The sequence below is a fragment of the Bacillus sp. ZY-1-1 genome (assembly GCF_003047165.1).
GTDB classification, from domain to species: domain Bacteria; phylum Bacillota; class Bacilli; order Bacillales; family Bacillaceae; genus Bacillus; species Bacillus velezensis.
Genome location: NZ_CP027061.1, coordinates 1,152,512 through 1,175,848, shown reverse-complemented (window position 1 = coordinate 1,175,848; position 23,337 = coordinate 1,152,512). Strand labels below are relative to the sequence as shown.

General features: G+C 46.8%; 25 protein-coding genes and 1 other annotated feature. Of the genes, 4 read left to right on the top strand and 21 right to left on the bottom strand.

The genetic code is table 11. The features are described from left to right. The 3 genes from araA to C5I45_RS06190 form a co-directional block, all read right to left on the bottom strand. Positions 1-1,494 (bottom strand): L-arabinose isomerase, encoded by a 1,494-nt coding sequence (araA, locus tag C5I45_RS06200; protein ID WP_022552845.1) that lies wholly within the window; start codon positions 1,492-1,494, stop codon positions 1-3. A 184-nt stretch (positions 1,495-1,678) separates the two neighbouring features. Further along, the gene (locus C5I45_RS06195) at positions 1,679-2,644 is read right to left on the bottom strand and encodes an arabinan endo-1,5-alpha-L-arabinosidase AbnA (RefSeq protein WP_003152504.1); all 966 of its coding nucleotides are present in this window, start codon (positions 2,642-2,644) and stop codon (positions 1,679-1,681) included. Positions 2,645-2,785: 141 nt separating this feature from the next. Continuing rightward, the gene (locus C5I45_RS06190) at positions 2,786-3,871 is read right to left on the bottom strand and encodes a M42 family metallopeptidase (RefSeq protein ID WP_007408096.1); all 1,086 of its coding nucleotides are present in this window, start codon (positions 3,869-3,871) and stop codon (positions 2,786-2,788) included. 183 nt (positions 3,872-4,054) lie between these two features. Between C5I45_RS06190 and C5I45_RS06185 the strand changes: the two genes are divergently transcribed. Next, positions 4,055-4,447 (top strand): hypothetical protein, encoded by a 393-nt coding sequence (locus C5I45_RS06185; RefSeq protein ID WP_014305553.1) that lies wholly within the window; start codon positions 4,055-4,057, stop codon positions 4,445-4,447. Positions 4,448-4,460: 13 nt separating this feature from the next. On the opposite strand, the gene C5I45_RS06180 is transcribed toward C5I45_RS06185, so the two are convergent. The 8 genes from C5I45_RS06180 to C5I45_RS06145 all read right to left on the bottom strand — a co-directional run bounded on the left by C5I45_RS06180 (position 4,461) and on the right by C5I45_RS06145 (position 10,040). Then, complete coding sequence (locus C5I45_RS06180) at positions 4,461-4,727, bottom strand: DUF1294 domain-containing protein (protein WP_003152496.1); 267 nt, start codon at positions 4,725-4,727, stop codon at positions 4,461-4,463. A 57-nt stretch (positions 4,728-4,784) separates the two neighbouring features. Next, entirely contained in the window at positions 4,785-5,144 is a 360-nt protein-coding gene (gene rplT / locus C5I45_RS06175; protein ID WP_003152495.1) for a 50S ribosomal protein L20, read from the bottom strand. A 31-nt stretch (positions 5,145-5,175) separates the two neighbouring features. Then, positions 5,176-5,376 (bottom strand): 50S ribosomal protein L35, encoded by a 201-nt coding sequence (gene rpmI, locus C5I45_RS06170; RefSeq protein WP_003152493.1) that lies wholly within the window; start codon positions 5,374-5,376, stop codon positions 5,176-5,178. 12 nt (positions 5,377-5,388) lie between these two features. Further along, positions 5,389-5,910, bottom strand: a complete 522-nt coding sequence (gene infC, locus C5I45_RS06165; protein WP_071543361.1) for a translation initiation factor IF-3 — start codon at positions 5,908-5,910, stop codon at positions 5,389-5,391. Between the two features lie 58 nt (positions 5,911-5,968). Further along, positions 5,969-6,099 (bottom strand) — a sequence feature (ribosomal protein L20 leader region). Between the two features lie 181 nt (positions 6,100-6,280). Beyond that, a complete protein-coding gene (gene lrgB, locus C5I45_RS06160; protein WP_003152487.1) occupies positions 6,281-6,964 on the bottom strand; it encodes an antiholin-like protein LrgB in 684 nt (227 codons plus the stop codon). Between the two features lie 12 nt (positions 6,965-6,976). Next, positions 6,977-7,417 (bottom strand): antiholin-like murein hydrolase modulator LrgA, encoded by a 441-nt coding sequence (gene lrgA / locus C5I45_RS06155; protein WP_003152485.1) that lies wholly within the window; start codon positions 7,415-7,417, stop codon positions 6,977-6,979. A gap of 129 nt (positions 7,418-7,546) precedes the next feature. After that, entirely contained in the window at positions 7,547-8,281 is a 735-nt protein-coding gene (locus C5I45_RS06150; RefSeq protein ID WP_014305554.1) for a LytR/AlgR family response regulator transcription factor, read from the bottom strand. Continuing rightward, on the bottom strand, positions 8,259-10,040 hold the full coding sequence (locus tag C5I45_RS06145) for a sensor histidine kinase (protein WP_060387086.1): 1,782 nt from the start codon (positions 10,038-10,040) through the stop codon (positions 8,259-8,261). Before C5I45_RS06145 ends, C5I45_RS06150 begins: the two co-directional genes overlap by 23 nt. A 186-nt stretch (positions 10,041-10,226) precedes the next feature. On the opposite strand from C5I45_RS06145, the gene C5I45_RS06140 reads away from it, so the two are divergent. Beyond that, on the top strand, positions 10,227-11,021 hold the full coding sequence (locus C5I45_RS06140) for an HAD family hydrolase (protein WP_014305556.1): 795 nt from the start codon (positions 10,227-10,229) through the stop codon (positions 11,019-11,021). A 54-nt stretch (positions 11,022-11,075) separates the two neighbouring features. On the opposite strand, the gene thrS is transcribed toward C5I45_RS06140, so the two are convergent. From thrS to C5I45_RS06095, 9 genes are all read right to left on the bottom strand, one after another. After that, on the bottom strand, positions 11,076-13,007 hold the full coding sequence (gene thrS, locus C5I45_RS06135; RefSeq protein ID WP_003152480.1) for a threonine--tRNA ligase: 1,932 nt from the start codon (positions 13,005-13,007) through the stop codon (positions 11,076-11,078). A 408-nt stretch (positions 13,008-13,415) separates the two neighbouring features. Further along, positions 13,416-14,246: a putative sporulation protein YtxC gene (gene ytxC, locus C5I45_RS06130; RefSeq protein WP_003152478.1), complete on the bottom strand. Its 831-nt coding sequence runs from the start codon at positions 14,244-14,246 to the stop codon at positions 13,416-13,418. A gap of 65 nt (positions 14,247-14,311) precedes the next feature. Next, positions 14,312-14,953, bottom strand: coding sequence for a TVP38/TMEM64 family protein (locus C5I45_RS06125; RefSeq protein WP_003152477.1), 642 nt, complete (start codon positions 14,951-14,953; stop codon positions 14,312-14,314). A 31-nt stretch (positions 14,954-14,984) separates the two neighbouring features. After that, positions 14,985-15,920 (bottom strand): primosomal protein DnaI, encoded by a 936-nt coding sequence (gene dnaI / locus C5I45_RS06120; protein ID WP_003152475.1) that lies wholly within the window; start codon positions 15,918-15,920, stop codon positions 14,985-14,987. 24 nt (positions 15,921-15,944) lie between these two features. Then, positions 15,945-17,351, bottom strand: a complete 1,407-nt coding sequence (locus C5I45_RS06115; protein WP_107994274.1) for a replicative helicase loading/DNA remodeling protein DnaB — start codon at positions 17,349-17,351, stop codon at positions 15,945-15,947. A gap of 111 nt (positions 17,352-17,462) precedes the next feature. After that, complete coding sequence (gene nrdR / locus C5I45_RS06110) at positions 17,463-17,921, bottom strand: transcriptional regulator NrdR (RefSeq protein ID WP_003152473.1); 459 nt, start codon at positions 17,919-17,921, stop codon at positions 17,463-17,465. A gap of 248 nt (positions 17,922-18,169) precedes the next feature. Next, a complete protein-coding gene (gene speD, locus C5I45_RS06105; RefSeq protein ID WP_003152471.1) occupies positions 18,170-18,550 on the bottom strand; it encodes an adenosylmethionine decarboxylase in 381 nt (126 codons plus the stop codon). 238 nt (positions 18,551-18,788) lie between these two features. Further along, complete coding sequence (locus C5I45_RS06100) at positions 18,789-19,811, bottom strand: glyceraldehyde-3-phosphate dehydrogenase (protein WP_015387868.1); 1,023 nt, start codon at positions 19,809-19,811, stop codon at positions 18,789-18,791. A 208-nt stretch (positions 19,812-20,019) separates the two neighbouring features. Next, complete coding sequence (locus C5I45_RS06095; protein WP_003152469.1) at positions 20,020-20,406, bottom strand: winged helix-turn-helix transcriptional regulator; 387 nt, start codon at positions 20,404-20,406, stop codon at positions 20,020-20,022. A 183-nt stretch (positions 20,407-20,589) separates the two neighbouring features. On the opposite strand from C5I45_RS06095, the gene C5I45_RS06090 reads away from it, so the two are divergent. Both C5I45_RS06090 and C5I45_RS06085 read left to right on the top strand, forming a co-directional pair. Further along, positions 20,590-21,789, top strand: a complete 1,200-nt coding sequence (locus tag C5I45_RS06090) for an MFS transporter (RefSeq protein WP_014305559.1) — start codon at positions 20,590-20,592, stop codon at positions 21,787-21,789. 59 nt (positions 21,790-21,848) lie between these two features. Continuing rightward, a complete protein-coding gene (locus C5I45_RS06085) occupies positions 21,849-22,691 on the top strand; it encodes an aldo/keto reductase (RefSeq protein ID WP_003152464.1) in 843 nt (280 codons plus the stop codon). A 38-nt stretch (positions 22,692-22,729) separates the two neighbouring features. Here C5I45_RS06085 and coaE read toward each other — a convergent pair whose 3' ends face one another. Beyond that, positions 22,730-23,323, bottom strand: coding sequence for a dephospho-CoA kinase (gene coaE / locus C5I45_RS06080; protein ID WP_043867342.1), 594 nt, complete (start codon positions 23,321-23,323; stop codon positions 22,730-22,732). Between the last annotated feature and the right edge of the window lie 14 nt (positions 23,324-23,337).

Below are 23,337 nucleotides of genomic sequence, written 5' to 3'. Positions count from 1 at the left end.
TCAATTCCCTCCCAGCCGGTATAATACGTCATTCCATTTCAGCTCTTTTTTCAGCTCATGTATTTCGGTATTGCGGGAAATAAAGATGCTTTCAATGCCTGCCATCTCAGCCCAGTCGAGCATCTGTTCAGCCGTAAGCCGGAAGGACATACAGGTATGGTGGGCGCCTCCCGCCAGAATCCACGCTTCCGCAGCTGTTTTCAGCGATGGCTCCGGCTTCCACAGCACCCGCGCCACAGGGAGATTCGGCATATCATGATCAATTTCCCTGCCTTCCGCTTCATTCAGAATGAGACGGAACCGCCCGCCGATATCAATGATGCTGGCGATGATGGCTGAACCGCCGATTCCGTTAAAAACCAGCCGGGCCGGATCTTCCTTCCCTCCGATTGAGAGAGGGTGGACTTCGATTTTCGGCTGATCAAGGGCGATCGTCGGACATACTTCAAGCATATGTGATCCGAGAATCATCGCACGACCCGGTTCAAAATGGTACGTATAATCTTCCATGAAGGAGGTTTGTTCTCCGTCCGCCATTATTTTCATCATTCGCACAAGGGCAGCCGTTTTCCAATCGCCTTCGCCGGCAAATCCGTACCCTTTTTCCATGAGACGCTGAACGGCAAGACCCGGAAGCTGCTTCATTCCGTGCAAAACTTCAAAGGAGGTCGAAAACGCTGTATATCCGCCCCGTTCGAGAAAGGCCGTTAATCCGAGTTCAATTTTCGCCTGTTCTTTAATGGAAGCAACTTTTGCTTCATCCCGCTTCGTTTCGTCGCTGATGACATACAATTTGTCGTATTCCTCATAAAGCGCCTCAATTTCTGCGTCGGTGACATTGTTCATCACCTCGGTAAGATCGCCGATTCCGTACCCGTCAACCTGCCAGCCGAATTGAATGTGGGCGCCGACTTTGTCTCCGTCAGTAACCGCCACATTCCGCATATTGTCGCCGAACCGGGCTACTTTAATATTCCTGCTTTCATTCCAAGCGGCAGCCGTGTTCATCCATTGCGAAATGTCATGTTTGACTTCCTCATCATCCCAATAGCCTGCGATGACTTTTCTCGTCTGCCCCATTCTTGACTGGATATATCCGTACTCCCGGTCTCCGTGAGCGGATTGGTTGCTGTTCATAAAGTCCATATCAATCGTTTCCCACGGGATGTCGCGGTGATATTGGGTATGCAGATGAAGCATCGGCTTTTGAAAAGCGGAAAGACCTTCAATCCACATTTTCGCAGGGGAAAATGTATGCATCCATGTCACGACCCCGGCACAGTTTTCTTGATACTGCGCTTCCCGCAAAACCTCTCTGATCGTTTCAGATGACGTGACAACCGGTTTATGCCTGATCTTGTATCTTGATGACACCCCGCTGAGACCGTCACATATTCCCTTTGCGTGTTTATCGACAAGCTGCAGCGTTTCCTCTCCGTATAAGTGCTGGCTTCCCGTTACAAACCAAAATTCATATTCTTTGTTCTGAAGCACATTCATTTCCCCTTCCCATCAAAATAAAGCGCTTGCATTTTTAAATAAATATACGTACGAATATAAATAATAAAACTTTTATTCTTTTATTTGTACGAACAACTTTATTATAGTTAAGGAGGAATCAAACTGTCAATCTTTTATTGCAAGTAAAAAAGCCGGACACACATGCCCGGCTGATCAATTAATAGGAAGGCCAGCCTGAACTCCAATCGATATCATTGATGAGCATCTTCGGAATTCCGCTGTTTTCGGCATCATACGCATGACGCACTAAAATATTCCCGTTCACAATGTCTTGACCGCCCGGGCCTTTCCAGCGGTCATTGCCGGAATCAAGAATCGTCCCTCCGCCTTCAGACATGCTTTTCCCGCTTTTATCGAGATATGGGCCGGTGATGCTTTTGGATCTTCCATAAGCGATTTTGTACGTACTATTCACCCCTGAACAGCATTTATCAAACGACACCATTAAGTAATAGTAGCCGTTCTGGTAGGTGATGGCCGGCGCTTCCAAAGCTCCGCCGTTATTCGGTCTGGCAGCGATGGAATAAAGTGATCCCGTCGGTTTCATTGTATTTTTATCAAGCTTTGTCAGCTTAATGCCGCTCCAAAAAGAACCGAAGGCAAGCCAAGGGTTTCCGTCTTTATCAATTGTCAGCTCCGGATCAATTGCATTGTAGTTATTGGCGCTTGTCGAACGGATGACAAGCCCTTCGTCCTTCCAGTTTCCCGAACTGAGGCTTGTAGATGATGCAAGACCGATCGCGGAGGTATTTTTGCCGAATGAAGAAACGGCATAATACAGCCAATACTTTCCGTTAAAATATTGAACATCGGGGGCCCATTGATTCAGCCCGTAATTCGGCACATAATTGCCCCACCATGACAGCGGGGAAGTAAAGATTGATTTCTGAACGGTCCATACGCCGCCGCTGCCCGCCTTTAAGACGCGAAGCCCCCTCTCCCCTTCCAAACCGGTTCCGAAAGCGTACCACGTGTTTCCTTCCTTCGCCATTGTCGGATCGTGAAGCAATTCATTTGATGCCCCCCAAAACGCGGCAGATGCCGGAGATGAAGACATCATCAGCAGCCCGGCTGTAACGGCTGCGCACGAAAAGCGGATCATGCGTCTGAATCTGTTTTTCATTTGTAAACCTCCCTTTTTTTAAAGCGCTTTCAAAAACATGTTGTCAGATTTTTCTATGTCTTTTCTTATTGTAGACGCAAGGCTCATATTTGTACAGACAAAAAAAAGAATCTGCTTAAAAAAGCAGATTCTTCCGTATCTTTATTGATAAGTAATACGGTCAACCGTTTCCCGGTCTAATTTTTTAATCACTTCTGTGATCAATTTTACCGTATTCTCATAATCATCCCGATGCAAAATAGCGGCATGAGTGTGAATGTAGCGCGTCGCGATCGTAATGGACAGCGCCGGCACTCCGTTTGCGGTTAAATGAATGGAACCTGAATCCGTGCCCCCTCCGGCAATGGAATCGAATTGATACGGAATTCCCGCTTCTTCCGCCGTGTTCACGACAAGGTCGCGCAGCCCTTTGTGAGATACCATTGACGCGTCATACAGAATAATTTGCGGCCCTTCGCCGATTTTGCTTTGCGCCTCTTTTTCAGAAATTCCCGGTGTATCTCCGGCAATTCCGACATCCACGCCGAACGCGATATCAGGCTGGATCGTATGTGCCGCTGTTTTCGCCCCGCGCAGCCCGACTTCTTCTTGAACCGTTCCGACCCCGTATACTTCATTCGGGTGATCACTGTTTTTCAGATTTTTTAATACATCGATGGCAATCGCACAGCCGATACGGTTGTCCCATGCTTTCGCCAATAAATGCTTTTCATTGTTCATCACTGTAAATTCAAAATACGGCACAATCTGGTCACCCGGAAGAACGCCCCATTCCATTGCTTCTTCACGGCTGGACGCCCCGATATCGATGAACATCTCTTTAATATCAGCGGCTTTTTTTCTGGCGTCAGGAGGCAGAATGTGAGGCGGTTTCGAACCGATGATCCCCGTGATGTCCCCTTTTTTTGTCACGACGGTGACGCGCTGGGCCAGCATGACCTGAGACCACCAGCCGCCGACGGTTTGAAAGCGGAGAAAGCCTTTATCAGTGATTTGCGTCACCATAAAACCGACTTCGTCTAAATGCCCTGAGATCATGATTTTCGGACCGTTTTCTTTGCCGGTTTTTTTGGCGATTAAACTTCCCAGCCGGTCTGTTGTGACATCATCGGCAAATGGTTCTATGTATGATTTCATCACTTGTCTTACTTCTCTCTCATTTCCCGGTATCCCTTTTGCATCCGTTAACGCTTTCAGCATGGTGAGCGTTTCATCTAATTTTGTCATCAATAAACCTCCTTTTTTTCACTACCCTTCTTATTATACAAAACCAATGCTGAAGCATACGATTAATTCGCCTGAAAAACGGGTAAATGTTTTTATCTATTTCTTTTAAAAAAATGAAACTTTTTGTTTTGTTTTTCGTATTACATCAGATCATGACAAAGGTGAGGAGGTGCCTTCACACATATGGCCATTACAGTATTGAGGATTGTCTTGCTTGCACTTCTTATTTATTTTATTTACATGTGCGTCAAATTTTACGCAAACCCGAAAAGAAGGCTCAGACTGGCGCAATCAAAAGAGAATTTTTATTTTATTGACGAACAGAAAAACACGCGAAAAAATCTCCAGCTTACTTATAAAGGAGTGCTCTTTGAAGGAGAAAAGCATATCCCTTCCAAAGATCATCCGCTGTTTATCCATACAATATTTGTATGGACCGAAAATCCGGAAAAGCTGAACCGCTTTTCTGCAGATGATTTTGAAGAAGTCGAAAAAAAGGTATTGGAGCGGTATCCGAATTGCAAGATTGATTGGGACCAGCCCATCAAAAAAGCGAAAAAAGCAGGCGAGCGATAAGCTCTCCTGCTTTTTATTTTTTATACATCAAATACATGAGCACAAGGGCGGCTTCAGTGAGAAAAAGCAGCGGCACCCCGTATAAAAAGGATTTGTGCTTCGTCTTATGCCTGAAGGTGCGCATGCCGATCCATACGCCGAGTGAGCCGAACATGGCGGCTGTGAGCCATATTCGTTTCTCTGATATTCTCCACCTGTGCGCCTTTGCTCTTCTTTTATCAGCGCCCATGATCCAAAAGCCGTATCCGTTTATCAATACGGCGTAAATGAAGAGAGCCATTGATTGTCACCCTTTACGTAAAAAAACCGCTCCCGGAAAGAGAGCGGCTTTTTCAACTTACTTGTCTAACTGAGCTTTAGCAGCATCAGCAAGCTGATTGAAAGCAGTAAGATCGTTTACAGCAAGATCAGCAAGCATTTTGCGGTTTACTTCGATGCCTGAAAGCTTAAGACCGTGCATTAAACGGCTGTAAGAAAGACCGTTCATACGTGCAGCAGCGTTGATACGAGTGATCCAAAGCTTACGGAAATCACGTTTTTTCTGACGGCGGTCACGGAATGCATAGTTTCCTGATTTCATGACCTGCTGGTTTGCTACTTTGTATAATGTATGTTTTGAACCGAAATAACCTTTTGCTAATTTAAGAACCTTTTTACGACGCTTACGTGTAACAGTTCCGCCTTTTACTCTTGGCATTAGATTTCCCTCCTAATTGTTCCTTGTCCGATTACTTGATGTTGGCAAGCTGTTGTTTGATGCGTTTGAAGTCTCCTGCGCTCACAATAGCACCCTTGCGAAGCTTACGCTTTTGCTTTTGGGATTTGTTGGCGAATAAGTGACTTGTGTATGCATGAGAACGTTTTAACTTCCCAGAACCTGTCTTTTTAAAACGTTTAGCAGATCCGCGGTGAGTTTTCATTTTTGGCATGGGATTTCCTCCTTATTGCTTTTCGTTTTTCGGCGCGAGCATTAAGAACATGCTGCGGCCGTCCATTTTTGGTTTTGTTTCGACTGTCGCAACTTCCGCACATGCTTCAGAGAAACGGTCCAATACGCGCTGGCCGATTTCTTTATGAGTGATTGCGCGCCCTTTAAAGCGGATAGAAGCTTTCACTTTATCGCCTTTTTCAAGGAATTTAATCGCATTGCGCAATTTCGTGTTAAAGTCATGCTCATCGATCGTCGGACTTAATCTAACTTCTTTTAAGTTAATGATTTTTTGATTTTTGCGTGCTTCTTTGTCCTTTTTCTGCTGCTCGAATCGGAACTTACCGTAGTCCATGATGCGGCAGACAGGCGGTTTTGCATTTGCTGCAACTAACACAAGGTCAAGATTTGCGCGGCCGGCGATTTCAAGTGCTTCCTGACGGGACTTGATGCCGAGCTGATCGCCATTTTGTCCGATCAGACGAACTTCACGTGCACGGATACCCTCATTAACCAATTGATCTTTGCTAATAATGAGCCACCTCCATAGTTTCTTCGAATTGATTCACAACGCTTTTTGACTGCATTCTGCAGGCAAACAAAAAGTGCGGGCATGACAACACACCCACACTACGAACATCTGCATAAATAAAAATGTACGGTCAACCTGCCAACTACATGAATGTGTCAATCAGGTGAGAAGCGGGTGCCTCTGCTTGTGATTTATATTCAATTCAATAACTATTCTACACAATACCGGATCATTAGTCAAGAATGACTTCTCCGGATCAACTTTTTCATTTTAACACGATGCCGGGGTGAGCGCAAGGAAAAATGTGAAATTTCGTTCTTTGCCGCCCGCGGACGTGCCAACACAATAAAAAACCCGGGTCTATGACCCGGGTTTATCCTCCGATGAGCTGAACGAATACCGGAATGACCAGCACCGTCACCACTCCTACGACGACAACCGCGATACTTGCCATTGCCGCTTCTACTTCCCCCATCTCAATGCCGACCGCAACACCGAGTGCGTGTCCTGATGTGCCGAGAGCCAGTCCCTTAGAGATTGGGTGCTTTACTTTAAACAGTTTTAAGAATAAAGCGCCAAGAGCATAGACGATAACGGCGTTGAAAATAACGGCGAAAGCGGTGATGTCGGTGATGCCGCCGATCCCTTTTGACAGCGGAAGGGCAATTGCCGTTGTCGCCGCCTGCGGAAGCATGCTTTTCATAACGGCCGCGTCGAGATGAATGCCTTTTGCGATCAAATAGACAATCGTGACTGAGCAGATAGAGCCGACAATGATGGAAGACATGATCTGCCACCAGTATTTTTTCAGCTTGGCACGCTGTTTGTATAAAGGGATGGCAAAAGCGATCGTCGCGGGCTCCAGGAAGAATTTAATAATGTCTCCTCCGCTTTTATAATCTTCATACGAAAAACCGCCGAGCTTCAGAAAAAGAATTCCAAGCACCATCGCAACAAACAGCGGGGTGAAGAGGAAAAAGCCTCTCGTTTTTTTAAATAAATACGTGCCGATGCCAAAGGCCGCAAGTGAAACGACAATACCGAAATATGGACTCATCCGTTTTCCCTCCTAATGCTGCACAAGTTCGTTTTCCTGATTGGAACGGCGCACCGTTTGTTTATCAGCCGGAGCAGCCTTCTGACGTTTTTGGCTGACAGACAAGATCAGCTGAGAAAAAAGGCCTGTCGCCCCTAACAGAATGATGGTGGCGAGTAAGATGACGAGTGCGATCTGCACGCCGTACTGCTGCATGACGCCAAGTGAATTCATCACGGAGATGCCCGACGGGACAAATAAAAATCCGATCAGTGACGTTAATGATGTTCCCAGCGTTTCTACTTGTTCAAGCTTAATCACTTTCAGGCATAAGAGGACAAATAATAACACCAAACCTACTACGGAAGCGGGTATAGGAATGGGGACAATCGCTGCAATCCCATTAGATATGAGCATAATTACGGCAAAAATAAATGCTTGTGTCAGAAATCCGTACACTTTTTTCGCACTCATTTTCTTCACCTCTTTCTCTTTGTTAGGTCCATTATAAAAGAGAAATCGATTTTTAAAGCGCTTTCATAACAAACGGCTGAATATTCATTCTGAAATGCAAAAAACGGCTGCTGAAATGCAAAAGCCGCCTCATATAATATGAAGCAGCTTTTTTAAGTCCTTTGCGTATGTACGGCTGACGGGAATTTTAGAGCCGTCTTTTAAGATCAGATTGTAAGTCGAATTAAACCACGGATGAATTTCCGTAATATGCTCCGTATTCACGATGAACGCGCGGTGCACTCTCAAGAAACCCGTATCAGGCAGTTTTTTCTCAATGACCGCCAAAGTTTCATGAACGGAATAAGACGCGGCAAACGTTTTGACGGAAACGTGTCCGTCCTCCATGCCGGCGTAAATAATGTCCTTCGTATCTAAAATGACAATAGATTCACCGGCTGATACAGCCAGTTTATGCGCTCCGGCTGCGGACGGCTGCTCCGAGACGGCTCCTGCCCTGTCCTGCTTCACTCTTTTAAACTTTCTGATCGTCTGGCGCACTCTTTCTTCATCAAAAGGCTTCGTTAAATAATCGAGTGCGTCGACTTCAAAAGCTTTTAAAGCAAATTGGTCATACGCCGTCGCAAAAACGACGGCCGGCGGATTTTTCATGTTTTTCAGCCGTTTGGCAATATCAAATCCGTTTTCTCCTGACAAATCAACGTCCAAAAACAGCAGATCCGGTTTTTGATCCATCATACTGTCAAAAGCGGATTCAATATTTTCAGCTTCGTTTATGTCACTTACTTCATTCGTCCGTTTCAGCAAATAAGCTAATTCATCTCTTGCCAGCATTTCATCATCAACGATTAACACCTTCAGCATGTTCTTCTCCTTTAGTCATCAGTTTCAAAGGCAGCTCAAATGATACGTCCGTACCTTTGCCGGTCTCACTTTCCAATCGCAGGGCTGCCTTGGGGCCGAACAGCCCGATCAGCCGCTGATTTAAATTGTAAAGCGCAGTTCCCGTCCCTTCTTTAGACGGGAGCGGACGGTTTCCGAGCACGGACAGCAATTCCGGATCAATTCCCCGCCCGTTATCTCCAACCCGCATTAAAACCGACTGACCGGCGGATACCACGCTCACATTGACGGCACAGCTGTCCTGCTTTCTTGAAAATGCATGGCGAAGCGCATTTTCGACGAGAATCTGCAGCACAAAAGGAGGAATTTCGATGTCCTCCAAACCGCGTTCGATTTCAAGACTGATTTTATATTTCCCGGGAAAACGGGCCTGCTCCAATGATAAATACGCCTGCAGATGGTTCAGTTCTTTAGAAAGCGGGATGAGCAGCTGCCTTGCCCCCTGGAGATTGGAACGGAAATAGACGCTGAGCTGCAGCAGAAGCTTTCGGGTTTTTTCTACATCCGTACGGCAAAGAGCAGAAATCGTATTGATCGCATTAAACAGAAAATGCGGATTGACCTGTGCTTGAAGCGCTTTTATTTCTGCGTCTTTCAGCAATTTGCTCTGCAGTTCCGCCTCGCCGAGTTCAAGCTGTGTGGAAAACAGCATGGCGAGTCCTTCTGCAAGCTCTTCTTCAACCCGGCTTAAACCTGACGGGCTTTTAAAGTACATTTTCAGCGTCCCGATCGTTTTGCCGTTTGACGTCAGCGGCAATACAATCGCCGCATGCAGCGGACAGGGATCGTGCGTGCATTCAATTTCTTCCTTTGATGTCGCTTTCATAATATGACCCGTTTTAATGACGCGTTTTGACAATCCGGTAATCAGGCTTTCAGACGGAATATGATGGTCGGCACCCGCGCCGACGTGCGCCAAAATCTTTTCGTTATCCGTAAGCGATACCGCGTCCGTTCCTGTTTGCCTGTGGATGATGGCAGCGACGCTTTTGCATGAGCTTTCATTCAGCCCCTGGCGGAAATACGGAAGCGTCTGATCGGCAATCATCAGCACCCTGTGGGTTTCAAGGGCTCTCGCCCGTTCTTCCTTCCGGATAATCGACTGAATGATCGAAAGAAAAATAAAAGTCCCTGACCCGTTTACCAATATCATCGGGATGCCGATGATGCTCACAAGCGTCCAAGCATCAGAAAACGGCTTGGCCATCAAGAGGATGAGCAGCATTTGCAGCGATTCCATTCCGAGTCCGACAAGCGCGGCCACACGCGGTGTCGGCATCCTGTAGCGTTTTCTGAAATACCGTCCGATCCAGCCGGACAAAATGCCAGCTAAAACGGATGAGACGGCACAGCTGACTGCGGTCGCGCCGCCGAGTGATAAACGATGCAGGCCGGCCAGTATGCCGACGCCGATCCCCACATACGGACCGCCTAAGAGTCCGCCGATTTCAACGCCCATAATTCTTGTATTGGCAATTGAACCGGACGGATTAATTTGAAACACCCAGTCATTATTCATGATTGTATTCTGCTGAATTTCTATTCCCGTATAGTTGCTGATGATACTGAACAGCGAGAAAATTGAAATCAGCACCGCTTTGCCTTTATAGCTCTCAGGCTGCTGGAGCGCCTGTCTGAACAATCTGGTATGAGCCAGAACAAATCCCAATATGACGATAATTCCGACTCTTTCCAGCATCATGATGATCAAATGCAGCATACTTTTCACCTGTTCTTTCAAATTTTATTTTATCACGTTTTAGAGCCCGAGACAGAATCTGACACAAACCTGCCTGTTTTTTTCAAATCATCTGAAAACAAATCTTTCACAGTCTATGTATCTATTGTAGAATAAACGGGAGCCTTGCGGCAGAGAGTTTCAGAATATAACAAAGAGGAGAAGATCATGAAAGCCGTATTTTTTGATTTGGACGATACACTGTTATGGGATGAAAAAAGCGTCAGAACAACATTCAGGGAAACATGTTTACAAGCGGAAAAAAAATATGGCCTTGACCCGCAAACATTTGAAGAGGCGGTACGGAAAGCGGCACGGGAATTGTATATGTCATACGAAACCTATCCTTATACGGTCATGATCGGCATTAATCCGTTTGAAGGATTATGGGCGAATTTTTCCGAGCCGGTCAGCGAAGGATTTAAACAGCTGAATCGGATTGCGCCGGAATACAGACGAAACGCCTGGACGAACGGCTTAAAAAGCGTCGGTATAGACGATGCGGCTTACGGCGAATATTTGGCGGAGTTTTTCGCGGCGGAACGCAGACAGCGCCCGTATGTGTATGATGAAACGTTTGCGGTGCTTGATAAGCTGAAAGGTGTTTATGAATTGCTTCTGCTGACAAACGGCGATCCCAGCCTGCAGAAAGAAAAACTAGCCGGCGTTCCTGAGCTCGCGCCTTATTTTAATGAAATCGTCATCTCAGGCGCTTTCGGAAAAGGGAAACCCGATGCCTCCATATTCGAACATTGCCTCGGCCTCCTGAACCTGAAAAAAGAAGACGCCATTATGGTCGGAGATAACCTCAATACTGATATATTGGGAGCGAAACGGGCAGGCATTACGACAGTCTGGGTAAACCGGACACAAAAGAAAAATGATACGGACATTGCGCCTGATTACGTGATCAGCGATCTTCACGAGCTGTTTGCGATTATAGAGAAACAAAAAGAAAGATAATTTTATACGCAAAAAAACCCCATTCTGAATGAACGGGGTTTTTTGTATTTCCGGTTATTTTTTCGCTTCTGCTACAGCCTTTTTCACAAAATCGTCCAATGAGACGGTTTCTGATTTCTGCTCGCCGTATTTCCGGACGTTTACCGCGCCGTTTTCCGCTTCTTGGTCACCGACCACAAGCATGTACGGGATTTTTTGCATTTGCGCTTCACGGATTTTATAGCCGATTTTTTCGTCCCGGCTGTCAAGCTCGACACGCAGGCCTTCGCGCTGCAGGCGCTCCTGCACTTTTTTCGCGTAGTCAAGATGCACGGACGGTGATACAGGAATGACTTGGAATTGCACCGGCGCAAGCCATGTCGGAAGGGCGCCTTTGTGCTCTTCGATTAAGAAAGCAACGAAACGCTCCATCGTTGATACGACGCCGCGGTGAATAACGACAGGGCGGTGCTGTTTGCCGTCTTCTCCGACGTAAGTGAGATCAAAGCGTTCCGGAAGAAGGAAGTCAAGCTGTACAGTTGACAATGTCTCTTCTTTGCCGATCGCCGTTTTCACCTGCACGTCAAGTTTAGGGCCGTAAAACGCCGCTTCGCCTTCCGCTTCATAATAGTCGTGCCCCATCTCATCCATTGCCGCCTTCAGCATGGATTGCGCTTTGTTCCACATCTCATCATCATCAAAATATTTTTCCGTATCTTCAGGATCGCGGTAAGACAGGCGGAATGTGTAATCACTCAGTCCGAAGTCTTCGTATACGTCTTGAATCAAACGGACGGTGCGGATGAATTCTTCTTTAATCTGATCAGGGCGGACGAAAATGTGCGCGTCATTTAACGTCATGCCGCGTACGCGCTGAAGACCTGAAAGCGCCCCGGACATTTCATAACGATGCATCGTTCCGAGCTCGGCGATGCGGATCGGAAGCTCGCGGTAGCTGTGAATGTCCTGTTTGTAAATCATCATATGGTGAGGACAGTTCATCGGACGGAGCACGAGTGTTTCATTGTCCATTTCCATCGGAGGGAACATTGTATCCTGATAATGATCCCAGTGCCCTGATGTTTCGTACAGGTCTTTGCTTCCGAGGACAGGCGTATACACATGCTCATAACCGAGGCTCAGCTCTTTATCCACAATGTAGCGCTCGATCACGCGGCGGATGGTCGCGCCTTTCGGCAGCCAGAGCGGCAGACCTTGTCCGACTTTTTGAGAGTTGGCAAACAATTTTAATTCTTTGCCCAGTTTTCGGTGGTCACGCTCTTTCGCTTCTTCAAGCATGCGCAAATGCTCTTTCAAGTCATCCTTTTTAAAGAAAGCCGTGCCGTAAATCCGCTGAAGCATTTGGTTTTTGCTGTCGCCGCGCCAGTATGCGCCCGCAAGGCTCAGCAGCTTAAATTCTTTAATTTTGCCTGTAGACGGCACGTGCACGCCGCGGCACAGGTCAAAAAATTCGCCCTGCTCATAAATAGAGACCGTTTCGTCTTCTGGAATCGCATCCAGCAGTTCAAGCTTCAGATTATCGCCGATTTCCGCAAACATGGCTTTTGCTTCATCACGGCTCACTTCTTTTCGGATGATCGGCAGATTTTCACCGATGATGCGTTTCATTTCTTTTTCAATCTTCGGAAGGTCATCCGGCGTCAGCGCCTGCTCCATTTCAACGTCATAATAGAACCCGTTTTCAATGACGGGGCCGACTCCGAATTTCACATCTTTATAAATGCGTTTAATCGCCTGGGCCAATAAATGCGCCGTGCTGTGCCGCATGATGTTCAAACCTTCTTCTGTGCCTTCTGTAATGATTTCTACGGCACCGTCCTCTTGAATCGGCGTTCTTAAATCAATTTCCTGTCCGTTCAGTTTTCCGGCTAAAGACTTTTTCTTTAATCCCGGACTGATGGATGCCGCGATATCTTCTGTTGTTGTTCCTTTCGGAAATTCCTTTACCGCTCCGTCCGGAAATGTGATGTTGATCATATCTGACATCTTCGTCACTCCTTTTTTTATGCAAATCAAAAACCCCGCCCCCTATGAAAGGGACGAGGTTAAATAAACGGAATCGTGGTTCCACCCTTTTTTCCGCGCGGCCGATTGCTTCGGCACTGCGGCTCTAAGCTCTGTAACGGGAGTTCCCGTCAGCTATTACTGGCGCTTATTCCGGCGTTCACAGCTGAAGTTCAAAGGCGGTAAAGACAATGATCCATAGCTGGAAAGCTTTCAGCCTGGGCTCTCCTCTCTTATAAAGCCGGTATCAATGCTTCATGTCCTTATCAATACGTGTAGCAATCATTAATCTTTTATGTATTATAAAATGTCTGTGAGAAAAATGCAACTCGGTTTTCCGTCTGATTTCGCACAGACAGCCCTGCCGCTTACACAAGGCCGTCCGTGCGGCTATCCTTCCGTCTTCTCGGCTGCAAACGCGCCCAGCGGAAAAAGGCGCACCCTCTCCTGAAACACGTTTTGAATGGTTCTTGACATCATATGTTCCGGTTTGTCCGTATACAGTTCGACCGTCTCAGGCGCAATGGAGATCAGCGGCGCAAGGAGATGGGAATCTATATACATCGGGTGCTCCCGCACAAACCGTCTGTCTATGTATTTTTTCTGTTCCCGTTCTGACACATAGCGCAGCTCCCACAGCGTAAAAGCCCGGTCATGTACGATGCGGACTTTCTTCATCCGCGGCGGATTGGATGTCACATAATCTCTCAGAGACTGGATAAAGTTTTGATATTCCTGTTCCATCCGGTATTCATCTATCGCGGCCTCCGCATATTCTCTGAGCCTCTCATAATACCTGCCGAGCCGGAACGTCTGAAACGAACGCACGGAAAAAACACCCGCATCAAGTGAAATCGTCCGGAGCGCATCTGAAATAAACTGTGTGCGCGGCTCTTTCTTCGGCTCAAACGGATGATCCTCAAGCTCTCCTTCCATAATGCTGTGTGCAAGCTGAAGGATTTGCTGCTGTTCATCCTGATCGGTGAAGCAGTATGCGTCCTCAATAAGCGAAAGCATATGCTCGTCTTCTTTGCATTCCAAAAAAAACCTGACAAGTATCGGCTCAATAAAGCGCTGAACGCAAAAAGCCGTTTCAGACCTTGCGATTCCGACTTTTTTTATGCCTTCACGGACAATAAAATGTCTCCGGTCGTCCGATTGCTGAATGAGATGTAAAAAAGCGGCGGTATCGTGGTCATCTTCAAAGATCACTTCAAGCATATTTGTCCCCCCTTACGGCATCTGTTACAAGTATATGGGGGATGTTTTTAAAATAGACGTAAAGGTTAGCTTTCACCGCCGAACAAATGACGCACCTTCTTTTTAAATATAACGGGAAGCGATAAAAATACGATGTAAAGACAGATCACACAGAGTACGGTCAGCACATTGCCGGACATAAAGCTCGCGCCGAGCACATTCAGGACGATCGTCCCCGGAATGATGCCCGCTGCGGTCGCCAAAAAATACGTTACCGGCCTGACTTTCGATAGGCCCGCGGCATAGCTGATCACATCAAAGTTAACAGGCAGAATGCGCAGGATAAAAATATAAAAGAAGCCATTGGTTTTCATCTGCTTTTGAATGGCTTCCATTTTTCCATGACGGCTTTTCTCATTAAAGGCAAACAGCCCCGCCGCAAAAAAAGACGCGGCGGCAGCGCCCATTGAGCCCGCCAGCGTATACATGGTGCCGAAAAACGGGCCGAACGCCAATCCTCCGGCGACGGAAACGATTGATACGGGAAACAGCACAAAAGGCCTGACGATGGAAATTCCGATAAACACAAGCGGCGCAAAAACACCGAACGATAACACCCACAGCCGGATCTCCTTAGGCGACAGATTCAGATATTTGCGGTTTGCCCACAGCAAAAGACCCGCTCCCGCCGCAGCCGCAGCCCAAGTGACAGCCTTCTTATTCCTCATTCCCTCAAATCCTTCCCATTGGACGCCGGCATCATGAACGGCGGCGGTTTTCCCCGTCAAGACGGATGGGCGAAGCCAAATATAAAATCCGCTCCATCAGTCTTGCCGCTTTTACTTCTTCCTTTTCTCCCCGCTGTGAATACGTAAAATGATGCTTCAGCTCGTCTGGTGAAAAATTAGACGAGAAGAAAGTGGGAAGCTGCTGGCTCATTCTGTGCTGAAGCACGGTGCCGATGACTTCATCCCTGACCCAGCTTGTCATTGACTCCGCTCCGATGTCATCAAGCATCAGTACGGGCGTCGTTTTCACCATATTCAGTTTCGCCTCCAGCGACTGATCCTGAAGCGAGTTTTTCAGCTCTCTGACAAATTCGGGAACATATACGATCATTGATGAATACTCTTTTTCCGCCAGTTCGTTGGCAATGGCGGCTAAAATAAATGTCTTTCCGATTCCGAATTTTCCGTACAGATACAGCCCTTTGCCTTTTCCCGTTTCATTATAGCTCTTCAGAAAATCCGTCACATGCTGGAAAATGCCGAGTCTGCTCGGATCGGTAATGTCGATCTGCTGAAACGTCGCGCCGAGAAGATCCTGCTGGATATACATGCTCTTCATCAGGGACTTTTGCCTTTTCTGGCGGTCGAGCTTTCTCTTTTCCGGACATTCGTAATATTCAATATCAATGGAACGCCCGTTGATCACAAGCTTCGGATGGTAGCCTTCAAGCAGGCTGTTCGTCCGGCTGTCTTTCGAACAGAAGGCGCACTGTTTACTTTGCTGAACGAATTCGTACAGTTTATTTAACCCTCTGTCAATCATGCTTTGATTGATAACATCTTTCTGTTCCTTCAAAAAAGCCTGGACGTCTTCGTCGGCCATAACTTGCTGCTGCATTCGTTCCAGGCGTTTTTGAAAGTCAGGTCTTTTCGTCACGCCTTCTAAGGATCGGCTGATCGGTTCCATTCAATATCACCCCGCTTCTCTGTCTCAATAGGCAGAGTATTTTTTCAGTTTTTTCATTTCTTCCATCATTTTTTTCTTCTGTTCTTCAAGATCCTGTGCGGAAAGAGCCGTCTGTTCTTGTTTCTTCCCGGTTTCTTCTTTCATCCAATCAGGGCGCTTTTCTTCCCGGACGGTTTTTTTGCCGCGCGCCGCGCCGTTTGTTTTGCCGTCCGCCCAATCAAGATATTGCCTGTGCTCTTCGATTGCGAGCTTCATTGCTTCCCGTACCGTTTTGACTTTCTTTCTGGCCCAGTGGGCGGCGATTTTTTGGATATAGTTTTTGGACAGCTTCATATCCGTTTTCAGCATGACATAATAAATCAGCACATTGGTGACGCCGGGCTCAAGCTTTTGTTCGAACATAATATCGGCGATAATCTGCAGGTCGGCTTTTGACGGCTCGGTCCCGTCCGCAATGTCCTGGAGAAGCTTTCTCGGTGATATGGTCTCAAGCTGTGCGATGAGTTCGCCGTTCAATGAATCGTCCTTTTCCGTCCGGTTTTCTCTCAAGGTGACAGGCTGTGTTTTATCAATCAGTTCGGGAAGCTTGCCGCTTCTTTCAATTTGGTACCAGTCGCTGGCCGCTTTCCTCAGCGCTTCGGCCGTTATCGTATCCTGCTCATTAATTGCGGTCATGACGACGTGCTGCATGGAGATAGGATCTATTCCGTATAAATATGAAAGCTTTTTAATGCTCTCCCGCACATCCTGTGTGATTGATTTGCGCGGTATCATCGTTTCTGATAACCCCGCCAAAAACAGCTCAAAATCAAACACTTCCTCCGTCACCGTATAGGAAGGCGCTTGTCCGACAGACGCCATCTCATAGTCCTCGGGGAGCTTCATCGCCTCTTCCATATCAGGCGTCATTTTCCATTCACTCGGCTGAAAAGAGGCAAAAGCGTGATTAAACGGACGGGTAATTTCCCTTGCGCCCGCGCCGACGGAAGGGTGCGTGTAAAATTGTCTCAGCTGCTGGTATTTCGTTTTACCGACTCTGTTATAAAGAAAGACATTCAGCATGCCGTCTTCAAAAAAATCATTCGGCCTGAGCGGGGGCAGCAGCTCATAAATAAACATCCGCTCTTTTTGCTCGGACTCCCGGATATACACTTTCAGCAGTCCGATTCCTTCAAGCTTTCCCTGTTCATGATGAATCTTTTTTAAATTTGACTGCATCATGCCCATCAGCTGCCTGTGCGTGGATTCCGCTCCCCACAAGCGGTTCTGCTCAAGCTCCCCCCATAAGGTCATATAAAGGGAGAATGCAAAAGAACCGATCAGCGGCTGGTACAGATGTGTCAAAACCTGTCTGTCGACATCCTGAAGAAGCGAACGGCTTTTGACCGTATAAGGATCTACAGGCAATACGTCATTCCAATAGTCAGCCATGATTCTCAAACCTTCCGATATGTTTCTACTCTCATTTTACACCGTTTCTGCGATCTATCAAATGCCAATTTTGCTCATGAGAAAAGAGCCAGACACAATCTCTTAGCTCTCTCAGCGTTCTTTCTTTATTAAATCTTTCAATTCATCGATAAACACGTTTATATCCTTAAACTGCCGGTAGACGGAGGCAAAGCGGACATAAGACACCTCATCGATTTTCGCCAGGCGGTCCATTACCATTTCTCCGACAAGTTCGCTTTTGACTTCAGATACGCCTTGGTTTCTCAGCTCTTTTTCAATGTCAAAGCACATGTCTTCCAATGTTTTCAAAGGAACGGGCCTTTTTTCACAAGCTTTAATTAACCCGCGCAGCATTTTTTCACGGCTGAATTCTTCCCGGACGCCTTCTTTTTTCACGACGATCAGAGGCATCTCTTCAAACTTCTCAAATGTAGTGAAGCGGTAATGGCAGGCTTCGCATTCCCGCCTTCTGCGGATTGATTTCCCTTCGTCCGCAGGCCGTGAATCAAGTACGCGGGAACCGTTATGCTGGCATGAAGGACATTTCAAATTGGATCAGCTCCCATCTGTTTCGTTGCTGTAATGCGGTTCGCAAGCTTCCGGTAAATGCCCGCCAACGTTTCTAGGATGAGCCTATTTGTTGGGAGAGCCGATAGACCGGCCTTATCTTTTCTATTTTACAAAAAAAATGCTTAAAGAAAAAGCAATGCTGTTTTTTTACATTAGAAAAGGAGCATCAGCTTCAAAGCGCGTAATGGCTTTTTCAGCTTAGCTCCCTTGTGTTTGCGTTTTGAAAATTACAGTACTTTCGCTTGTGCCTGTTTAATCTGTACAGGCCCCATTCCTCTCGGTATTTCAATGTTTTCTCTTGTATCTGCATGTAATGCGTCCGCAATGTAATCCGCAGCTACATTAGGATCCAGGTCTCCACAAGTATAAACATCAATGCTTGCATATCCGTGTTCAGGAAAACTGTGAATCGTTAAATGTGACTCAGAGATAATAACGACTCCGCTTACGCCTTGCGGTGCAAATTTGTGAAATGCGACCTCGCGCACTTCAGCTCCTGATTTCAAAGCAGCATTTACAAACGTTTTTTCAATAAAATCCATGTCATTGAGCTTATCAAAATCGCATCCCCACAGCTCGGAGATGACGTGACGCCCCATTGTTTCCATAATCATGGACCCCCCTTAACAAGAATTAAAAAAGTGAATTTCCGAGAACTGACCCGGCCATTTACCACGGGGGAAAGTTAGTCCGGAGAGGTCCTAACCCTTTAAGTAATTCCGAAGCAGTCACGAGCAAGAAGTTCACGAAAGATAGTATACTGTGTTTAAGTTTATTTTGCAAGGTGTGTTTTTTGCGAATATGCCGTTAAGGGTTTTTTTCTAACAAATGTCCATGAACTTTAGTCTACACAGCTGACGGGTGTTTCATTCGCGCGGCGACGTGACGGATAAGATCAACGACCCGGCAGGAATATCCCCATTCATTGTCATACCAGGCGAGCACCTTTACTTTTCGGTCTTCCATCACCATCGTTGTCAGTCCGTCGATGATCGCAGAGTGTGAATTCGTATTATAATCCGAAGAAACGAGCGGCTCATCCGAATAATCAAGAATTCCGTACATCGACGTTTTTGCGGCTCTTTGGAAAGCGGCGTTCACTTGCTCGGCCGACACATCTGTTTTCAGATCGCAGACAAGGTCCACTAATGACACATTCGGAACGGGAACACGCAAAGCGAGACCGTGAAGTTTTCCTTTCAAATGAGGCAGCACGAGCGACAGCGCTTTAGCGGCGCCTGTAGAAGTCGGAATGATGGATTCTCCGCACGCTCTCGCCCTCCGCAGATCTTTATGCGGATTGTCGATATTTTTTTGATCATTCGTGTAAGCGTGAACAGTCGTCATCAGGCCGCTTTCAATCCCGAATTCCTGATCAAGCACTTTGACGACCGGCGCAAGACAGTTTGTCGTGCAGGATGCATTTGAAATAATGACATGTTCATCGGGATTGAACTGCTCTTCATTTACTCCCATGACAATGGTAACGTCTTCATTTTTGCCCGGAGCCGTTAAAATGACTTTTTTCGCCCCTGCTTCAATATGGCTCATCGCTTTTTCTTTTGAATTAAATTTCCCCGTTGCCTCTACGACGATGTCTATTCCGCATTCTTTCCACGGAAGCTCTCTCGGGTCCCGGCGATTGAACAGCATAATATGTTTTCCGTTGACGATCAGGCTGTCGCCGGCGGTCTCAACTTCTTGATGGTATTTGCCGTGAATTGTGTCATACTTTATCAAATGAGCAAGCGTTTCCGGGGGATAGCTTGCATTAATGGCTGTTATTTGAATTTGATCATCTTCCATTGCTTTTCTGAACACCATTCTTCCGATTCTTCCAAACCCGTTGATTGCTACTTTTACCTTCATGCTCAGGTCACCCCTTTTTAATATGCCACTCTAATTTACCTTTATTTATATATAGTATAACACATTAAAAGAAATCCGCCAGTACAACTTGATAAAAATCCACCCTTATACCGATCAATATGTTGTTCAATCGGTTTTTTTGCATATAAAATGATCTTTCTTCCATAAAAAAAAGCAGGATCAGCGTCTCAGGCTGCCTGCTTTTTTCTTATATTTGTCCCGGTTCTTTAAATTTGTCATTCAAAATGCTGTCCTCTAAAACGGAAGACACCTCGCCGTACCGTTTGGCAATATGCATCGCGCCCCAGTCACACAGCGCATTTAAAATTCTTTCCAGACTGTGCCCGTATTCACTCAGCTCGTATTCCACTTTCGGCGGCACCTGATTGTACACGATCCGGTTGATGACGCCGTCAGCTTCCAGCTCCCGCAATTGCTGTGTCAGCATCTTCTGGGTGATGTCCGGCATAAGCCGCTTCAATTCGCTTGTCCGTTTTTTCCCGCGCATGAGGTGGCAGAGGATCACACACTTCCATTTTCCGCCGATCACTTCAAGCGCCGCCTCTACGGATATATTGTATTTTTTCTTCAGCAACGGTAATTCCTCCTCATCTATAGGAACTAAAAAGTGCCTATGGCACTTAAAAGTACGTTCTTTTCAATGACACTTCTATCAATCATAATGACATTTGCCGGCTGAAAAGGAATGTACTCTTATACTTATATCGTTTACCCGGCATCATTTCAACCATACATTATCGTTTAAGGAGGAAAACAGATGTCTTCACATCGCCAAAGCTATTTACCAGCGCTGCTGGCATTAGCCGTCAGCGCTTTTGCGATCGGCACAACCGAATTTATCAGCGTCGGACTGCTGCCGCTTATATCTCAAGATCTGCATATACCTGTGACAACGGCGGGACTTACCGTTTCCATGTATGCTCTGGGCGTGACATTCGGCGCGCCGGTTTTAACGTCTCTCACATCCGGCATGTCGCGGAAAACACTGCTGCTCTGGGTGATGTTGATTTTTATCGCCGGAAATACACTCGCAGCGAGCGCTTCCTCAATCGGCGTCTTACTGGCGGCACGGGTCATTTCGGCTTTTTCCCACGGCATTTTCATGTCAATCGGGGCAACGATCGCCGCCAATATCGTGCCGGAGCATAAAAGAGCAAGCGCGATTTCCATTATGTTCACGGGGCTGACGGTGGCTACGGTGACCGGCGTTCCGTTCGGCACCTATCTCGGCCAGCAATTCGGATGGAGAATCGCATTTGCCGTGATTGTGGCGGTAGGAATCATCGCATTCCTCACAAACGCGCTTCTCGTTCCGTCTCATTTGCGCAAAGGGACGAAAACCGCATTTTCCGAGCAGGTCAAACTCGTCACAAACGGCCGGTTATTGCTTTTATTTATTATTACAGCGTTAGGCTACGGCGGAACGTTTGTCGTGTTTACGTATTTATCTCCGCTTCTTCAGGAGGTAACCGGTTTTCAGAAAGAAACCGTCGCGGCCATCCTGCTCATTTACGGAATTGCGATTGCCATCGGAAACATGATTGGCGGCCGTTTATCAAACCGTAATCCGCTGAAAGCCTTGTTTTATATGTTCATTGTCCAGGCTGCTGTGCTGTTTGTCCTGACTTTTACCGCGCCGTTTAAAACAGCCGGGCTGATCACCATTATTTTCATGGGGCTGTTGGCGTTTATGAATGTGCCGGGGCTTCAGGTATATGTCGTGATGCTGAGTGAACGTTTTGCGCCAAGCGCCGTTGATACAGCTTCAGCCTTAAATATCGCGGCATTTAATGCCGGAATCGCGATCGGCTCGTTTGCCGGCGGAATCATTACAGACTCAATCGGAATCATTCATACCGCTTGGATCGGGGCGCTGATGGTGCTCAGCGCGGTCGTATTAACCGGATGGAGCAGGAAGCTGGAAAAGCGGGATCGCACTGCCCTTGAAAGGAGGTGAGTTTTTCTTCAGCGCATTTTGATTTTTTTCAACAGACAAATAATAGGAGGAATATATACATGACAACACATTTACAAGCAAAAGCAACATTGCATAACGGAGTAGAGATGCCTTGGTTCGGCATCGGAGTTTTCAAAGTAGAGGAAGGCGCGGAACTCGTCAACGCGGTGAAAACGGCATTGGTGCACGGCTATCGCAGCGTTGATACCGCCGCGATTTACGGAAATGAAGAAGGTGTCGGCGAAGGGATCCGCCAAGGGCTGCAAGAAGCGGGATTAAAACGTGAAGACATTTTTGTCACGTCAAAAGTATGGAATGCCGATTTAGGATATGAAGAAACGTTAAAAGCGTTTGACACAAGCTTAGAAAAACTCGGTTTAGATTATTTAGATTTATATTTGATCCATTGGCCTGTCGAAGGAAAGTACATCGATGCGTGGCGGGCGCTCGAAACCCTCTACCGGGATGGACGCATTAAGGCGATCGGGGTCAGCAATTTCCAAATTCACCACCTGAAACATCTCATGAAAGAAACGGAAATCAAGCCGATGATCAACCAGGTGGAGTACCACCCGCGCCTGACACAGAAAGAACTGCTTGCTTTCTGCACTGAACAAGGCATTCAGCTTGAAGCGTGGTCGCCATTGATGCAAGGGCAGCTGCTTGATCACCCCGTCTTACAGGAGATTGCTGAGAAATACGGCAAATCAGCCGCTCAAGTGATTTTGCGCTGGGATTTGCAAAACGGTGTCATCACCATTCCGAAATCAACTAAAAAACACCGTATTGAAGAAAATGCAAATGTCTTTGATTTCGAACTGTCAGCTGACGATATGAAGCGGATTGATGATCTGAACGAAAATCTCCGTGTCGGTCCGGACCCTGACAATTTTGATTTTTAACCAGAAAAACACCGTTCGGCTTTCCGAACGGTGTTTGTTTATGCCCAGCCGCTCAATACTTCCTCAAGCTGGTGCTTTGTATGTTCAAGACTGCCGCTGTTATCAATGACGGCGTCAGCTTTTTTTGTTTTGTCCGCTAAAGGCATTTGCGACGTTATCCGGCTCATTGCTTCTTCTTCTGTCAGGGAATTCCGCTCCATCAGCCGTTTGAGCTGAATGTCTGCCGGTACGGTGACGACGAGCACTTTGCCGACAAGATAATCAAGCCCGCTTTCATACAAAAGCGGTATATCCAAAACGACGAACTGCTCTTTTCTCGCAATGGCTTCATCCCGCTGTTTCAGCATTTCCGCACGCACTGCCGGATGAACGATCTGATTCAGCTTCAGACGCTTCTGTTCGTCAGTGAAAACGATAGAACCGAGTTTTTTTCTGTCAATATCGCCATTTTCCAGCAGGATGTCTTTTCCGAATGCTTCCACAATTTGTCTGTAAGCCGGCATTCCTTTTTCCACCGCCTGTTTCGCGATGACATCCGCATCAATGACTGTTATTTTTTTGTCGATCAGCATACGCGCTACCGTGCTTTTGCCGCTTGCGATGCCTCCCGTTAAACCGATGACCAAGCTCAAAAAGCCCACTCCTT

What these genes read in the sequence shown, in the direction of transcription:
- C5I45_RS06195 (WP_003152504.1), bottom strand. Translation starts at nt 2,644, where the DNA reads ATGAAAAACAGATTCAGACGCATGATCCGCTTTTCGTGCGCAGCCGTT.
- C5I45_RS06190 (WP_007408096.1), bottom strand. Translation starts at nt 3,871, where the DNA reads ATGACAAAATTAGATGAAACGCTCACCATGCTGAAAGCGTTAACGGAT.
- C5I45_RS06185 (WP_014305553.1), top strand. Translation starts at nt 4,055, where the DNA reads ATGGCCATTACAGTATTGAGGATTGTCTTGCTTGCACTTCTTATTTAT.
- C5I45_RS06180 (WP_003152496.1), bottom strand. Translation starts at nt 4,727, where the DNA reads ATGGCTCTCTTCATTTACGCCGTATTGATAAACGGATACGGCTTTTGG.
- rplT (WP_003152495.1), bottom strand. Translation starts at nt 5,144, where the DNA reads ATGCCAAGAGTAAAAGGCGGAACTGTTACACGTAAGCGTCGTAAAAAG.
- rpmI (WP_003152493.1), bottom strand. Translation starts at nt 5,376, where the DNA reads ATGCCAAAAATGAAAACTCACCGCGGATCTGCTAAACGTTTTAAAAAG.
- lrgB (WP_003152487.1), bottom strand. Translation starts at nt 6,964, where the DNA reads ATGAGTCCATATTTCGGTATTGTCGTTTCACTTGCGGCCTTTGGCATC.
- lrgA (WP_003152485.1), bottom strand. Translation starts at nt 7,417, where the DNA reads ATGAGTGCGAAAAAAGTGTACGGATTTCTGACACAAGCATTTATTTTT.
- C5I45_RS06150 (WP_014305554.1), bottom strand. Translation starts at nt 8,281, where the DNA reads ATGCTGAAGGTGTTAATCGTTGATGATGAAATGCTGGCAAGAGATGAA.
- C5I45_RS06145 (WP_060387086.1), bottom strand. Translation starts at nt 10,040, where the DNA reads ATGCTGCATTTGATCATCATGATGCTGGAAAGAGTCGGAATTATCGTC.
- C5I45_RS06140 (WP_014305556.1), top strand. Translation starts at nt 10,227, where the DNA reads ATGAAAGCCGTATTTTTTGATTTGGACGATACACTGTTATGGGATGAA.
- thrS (WP_003152480.1), bottom strand. Translation starts at nt 13,007, where the DNA reads ATGTCAGATATGATCAACATCACATTTCCGGACGGAGCGGTAAAGGAA.
- ytxC (WP_003152478.1), bottom strand. Translation starts at nt 14,246, where the DNA reads ATGCTTGAAGTGATCTTTGAAGATGACCACGATACCGCCGCTTTTTTA.
- C5I45_RS06125 (WP_003152477.1), bottom strand. Translation starts at nt 14,953, where the DNA reads ATGAGGAATAAGAAGGCTGTCACTTGGGCTGCGGCTGCGGCGGGAGCG.
- dnaI (WP_003152475.1), bottom strand. Translation starts at nt 15,920, where the DNA reads ATGGAACCGATCAGCCGATCCTTAGAAGGCGTGACGAAAAGACCTGAC.
- C5I45_RS06115 (WP_107994274.1), bottom strand. Translation starts at nt 17,351, where the DNA reads ATGGCTGACTATTGGAATGACGTATTGCCTGTAGATCCTTATACGGTC.
- speD (WP_003152471.1), bottom strand. Translation starts at nt 18,550, where the DNA reads ATGGAAACAATGGGGCGTCACGTCATCTCCGAGCTGTGGGGATGCGAT.
- C5I45_RS06100 (WP_015387868.1), bottom strand. Translation starts at nt 19,811, where the DNA reads ATGAAGGTAAAAGTAGCAATCAACGGGTTTGGAAGAATCGGAAGAATG.
- C5I45_RS06090 (WP_014305559.1), top strand. Translation starts at nt 20,590, where the DNA reads ATGTCTTCACATCGCCAAAGCTATTTACCAGCGCTGCTGGCATTAGCC.
- C5I45_RS06085 (WP_003152464.1), top strand. Translation starts at nt 21,849, where the DNA reads ATGACAACACATTTACAAGCAAAAGCAACATTGCATAACGGAGTAGAG.